5 protein-coding genes are annotated in these 3,732 nt (G+C 35.9%); 3 read left to right on the forward strand and 2 right to left on the reverse strand.

The features are described from left to right. Positions 1-90: 90 nt before the first annotated feature. Positions 91-507: a type II toxin-antitoxin system VapC family toxin gene (locus PSN35_RS04505; RefSeq protein WP_300030060.1), complete on the reverse strand. Its 417-nt coding sequence runs from the start codon at positions 505-507 to the stop codon at positions 91-93. After that, positions 507-731 carry an AbrB/MazE/SpoVT family DNA-binding domain-containing protein gene (locus tag PSN35_RS04510; protein ID WP_300030063.1) on the reverse strand — a complete coding sequence of 75 codons (225 nt, stop codon included), beginning with the start codon at positions 729-731 and terminating at the stop codon, positions 507-509. The genes PSN35_RS04505 and PSN35_RS04510 overlap by 1 nt, the downstream gene beginning before the upstream one ends. Before the next feature lie 325 nt (positions 732-1,056). On the opposite strand from PSN35_RS04510, the gene PSN35_RS04515 reads away from it, so the two are divergent. From PSN35_RS04515 to PSN35_RS04525, 3 genes are read left to right on the forward strand one after another with little or no spacing between them, the layout of a single operon-like run. Continuing rightward, on the forward strand, positions 1,057-2,403 hold the full coding sequence (locus PSN35_RS04515; RefSeq protein WP_300030065.1) for a Fic family protein: 1,347 nt from the start codon (positions 1,057-1,059) through the stop codon (positions 2,401-2,403). 4 nt (positions 2,404-2,407) lie between these two features. Further along, positions 2,408-3,085: a DNA repair protein RadC gene (radC, locus tag PSN35_RS04520; RefSeq protein WP_300030068.1), complete on the forward strand. Its 678-nt coding sequence runs from the start codon at positions 2,408-2,410 to the stop codon at positions 3,083-3,085. Continuing rightward, a complete protein-coding gene (locus tag PSN35_RS04525; protein WP_300030071.1) occupies positions 3,082-3,732 on the forward strand; it encodes a biosynthetic peptidoglycan transglycosylase in 651 nt (216 codons plus the stop codon). Before radC ends, PSN35_RS04525 begins: the two co-directional genes overlap by 4 nt.

Consider the following 3,732-nt stretch of genomic DNA (forward strand, 5'->3'; position numbering starts at 1 on the left):
TAGAGGTGCAAGCCTTGCTTGCATCTTTTTAAGTAGTTATTGGCAGCTAAATTTATTCATTTCGATTATTTTCGAAATTTTTAACGGTACTTATTTTGTGTTTTCAGGATGTATGAGTTCTATTTTTGGAAAGTACGTGTTATATTTAGATTTATCTCTGGTGATGAGTCCAAATCCTGAGACACTTGCATGGGCGCCAATGAAAAAATCTGGCAGTGTAGAATTTTTAGTGCCTGTGTTTTTCCTGTATTTTAGGAATGCCTTTCCAGCGAGAAATAACGCTTCACGAGGCACTTCTAAAACTTTAAGATTGAGGCTGAATACAGCTTTTTCTACTTCTTCAATCTTTTCAAATCCGATGGATATTTCAGTATAGATAACTGAGTTAATGTATAGCGTATTGGTTTGACTATATTGCTGTAGTGTGGATTCTGACCAATCTACAAATTTTGGATTATTGGTGAATAAATCAAGTAGCACACATGAATCAACCAATACGCCGTTCATTATGTCTCCCTTGTTAGTGTCATAATCTCATCAGTTGACATGTTGGCTGTGGCAATACCTCTAAGTTTTTTGAACTTGTTGTTTGATCTAATAGGTTTATCAGCTTTAACAATATAAACTTTGCCATGATCTTGTTTGAATTCCACTTCACTTTTTGGCATGACGCCAAGAAATTCTCTAATATCTCTGGGAATGGTAACCTGTCCTTTTTCAGTAATTCGCATAATATTTTCCTTATTTTTATAAGTAATACTATTATAGTATTACTTTTTATCAATTGAAATATAAATTGGGATTATTTTAAAAACCCAAGTGGGGAAAGCCTTGCCTTCCTCAAAAGCCTAAAAACCCTTATTTTTAGCCATTTTTCAGCAAGCAAGGCTTGCTGAATTAGATAAATCACCCAAAAAACCACCTGAGCATGCATGGTCTGCTCTGAAAAATACGCATTTCAATAATTTCCTAAATTATTTAATACTTGTTTTAAAAAAGAAAGTATAATTAAAGCAACTATATATGTAATACATTGTTTTTTAATAGAAAATACAAATGAAAATACCAGTATCACCACCAAATTTTATTGACATTATGCATCGCATTGCCAAAAGCGGTGAGTTGATAAATTTAGTTAGCCGTTCTTCAGTTTTTGATGATAAAGGTCGGTATGTTCATTGGGATAAGTTACGCCATTTAACGCCACCCGATGAGCTGACTCATGAGCAGTGGTGGTTTGCAATTAAAAGTGCTAGGAATAGTTTATCAAATGGTGTGTCATTGGTGGATAAACACCAGAGTAAATTTAATTATTCATTAATTGATGCGGTGCACAAACAACTACATTGGTTAGATAGGCATGCCTGTGGCGCTATCCAATCCAGCGAAGCTATTACTAATGCCAAAATGCGCGATACTTATCTGATTAGATCTTTAATTGAGGAGGCAATTAATTCTAGTCAACTTGAAGGAGCATCAACAACCCGTGATGTTGCAAAAGAGATGATTCGTCAACAAAGAGCACCAAAAGATAAAAGTGAGCAGATGATTTTTAATAATTATCATGCTATGCAATTTATTCGTGAGATTAAGGATGAAAAATTAACGCCATCTATTGTTTTTGAATTGCACAAAATTCTTACGAAAGGTGCACTTAATGATAATGAAGTTGGTAGATTTAGAACAGAAAATGATGACATTCATGTTGTTGATAATGCCACACAAGATAAGTTGCACACTCCCCCATTGGCAAGTGAGTTAGATGAGCGTTTGCAAAAAATGTGTGATTTTGCCAATTCAGATAGTATGAATGATAAGCATTTTATTCACCCAATGCTTAGGGCGATAATTCTTCACTTTATGCTGGCATATGATCATCCATTTTGCGATGGAAATGGAAGGGTTGCGAGAGCTTTATTTTATTGGCTTTCTGCAAGACATGGTTATTGGCTGGTTGAATTTGTTTCAATTTCAAGAGTAATTAAAAAGTCTTCAACACAATATGGCAAGGCATTTTTACATACTGAAACTGATGACAATGATCTAACTTATTTCATATTGCATCAGCTCGATGTAATTCGTCAAGCAATAGATGCCTTGCATCATTATCTAGATATAAAGATACAAGGCATTAGCGAAGCTGAGCAAAAACTTGTTAACAATCCAAAATTAAAAGGTAAGTTAAACTACCGACAGTTGGCGTTATTGCGACATGCTTTAAAACACCCAAGGTTTAGTTATGTAGTTGATGAACATCAAATATCTCATGGGATATCATACGATATTGCGCGTAAGGATCTATTGGAGATGGCAGATAATTTAAAGTTGTTGGTAAAAACTAAACAGGGTAGGCGCTACTTTTTTGTTGCACCTAATGATTTAGAAAATAGGATCTCCAAATAAAAAAATGGCAATAACTGACTGGCACGAAAACGACCGACCACGAGAAAAATTACTGAAATTTGGCGAGATCAGTCTCAGTGATGCTGAGTTGTTGGCGATATTTTTGCGCACGGGCGTGAAAGGCAAAAGTGCGGTAGAACTAGCGCAGGATTTGCTTGATCAGTTTGGTTCGTTACATAATTTACTCAGTGCTAGTGAAAAAGAATTTTGCCAAGGCAAGGGTTTAGGTAAGGCTAAATATGCACATTTGCGTGCAGCTCTAGAAATGGCAAAGCGCCATTTTGAATCAGGACTCTCTAAGGGTGATGCGTTTACCAAGCCTGAACAAATTGCCCAGTATTTGCATTTGCATATTGGTTATTCAAGCCGTGAACAATTTGCAGTTCTGTTACTGGATCAAAAGCATCGATTAATTGAGTTTGATATTTTATTTACGGGAACACTTAATCAAGCCAGTATACATCCGCGAGAAGTGGTGAAAATAGCACTTGAAAAAGATGCTTGTGCGGTGGTTTTAGCACATAACCACCCCTCGGGCGATCCTAGCCCTTCACAGGCAGACATTGACATTACCAAGCGAATCAAAAAGGCATTAGCGCTGATTGAAGTGCGTGTGTTGGATCATATTATTATTGGCAATGGTGGGCGCTTTGAAAGTTTAGCTCAAGTTAGCAAGCTATGAGTAATTTTTTTTTAAAAGGGCTTAAATATGCCACAGCGCTTTGTTTTGTAGCTTTTATTCTATATGTGAACGAGCTTGATAATCAAGTTAAGAAGGAATTTTCAAAGCCACAAAATCCTAATTTTTTAAGCTTTGAGCAACAGTCAAAAGTGGTAATCAATATGCTGTTGTTAACCGAAGATCAATCATTTTTTAATCATTTTGGGGTGGATTTTAAAGAGATTGCGCGAGTTGTTCGTGATTATGTGTTTTATGATAAGCCGTTGCGTGGTGCCAGTACACTAACTCAGCAATTGATTAAAAATGAGCTGTTAACGCGTGAGCGTACACTTGATCGTAAGCTTAAAGAAATTGTAATGGCGCTACTATTAGAGGCTGCTTTTGATAAAGAATTTATTCTTAATTATTATTTGAACCATGTTTACTTGGGGCAAAAGGGTAATTTAAGTGTTAAAGGTTTTGATCAGGCTGCGCAATTTTATTTTAATAAAAGTGTTAAACACTTATCTTTGGAAGAGGTGGCAACTTTGGTGGCTTTGGTCAAGGGCCCGAGTTATTATCATCCAGTTAGACATCCGCAAAGATTGGCAAAGCGCAGACAATTGGTTTTGCGTTTATACAATAAATATGAAAAGATTGTAAAATAG

This window comes from Candidatus Thioglobus sp. (genome assembly GCF_028599055.1).
Lineage (GTDB): Bacteria > Pseudomonadota > Gammaproteobacteria > PS1 > Pseudothioglobaceae > Thioglobus_A.

Bases quoted from the DNA above. Each gene is read 5' to 3' on its own strand.
- PSN35_RS04510 (WP_300030063.1), bottom strand. From the start codon at position 731: ATGCGAATTACTGAAAAAGGACAGGTTACCATTCCCAGAGATATTAGA.
- PSN35_RS04515 (WP_300030065.1), top strand. From the start codon at position 1,057: ATGAAAATACCAGTATCACCACCAAATTTTATTGACATTATGCATCGC.
- PSN35_RS04525 (WP_300030071.1), top strand. From the start codon at position 3,082: ATGAGTAATTTTTTTTTAAAAGGGCTTAAATATGCCACAGCGCTTTGT.
- radC (WP_300030068.1), top strand. From the start codon at position 2,408: ATGGCAATAACTGACTGGCACGAAAACGACCGACCACGAGAAAAATTA.
- PSN35_RS04505 (WP_300030060.1), bottom strand. From the start codon at position 507: ATGAACGGCGTATTGGTTGATTCATGTGTGCTACTTGATTTATTCACC.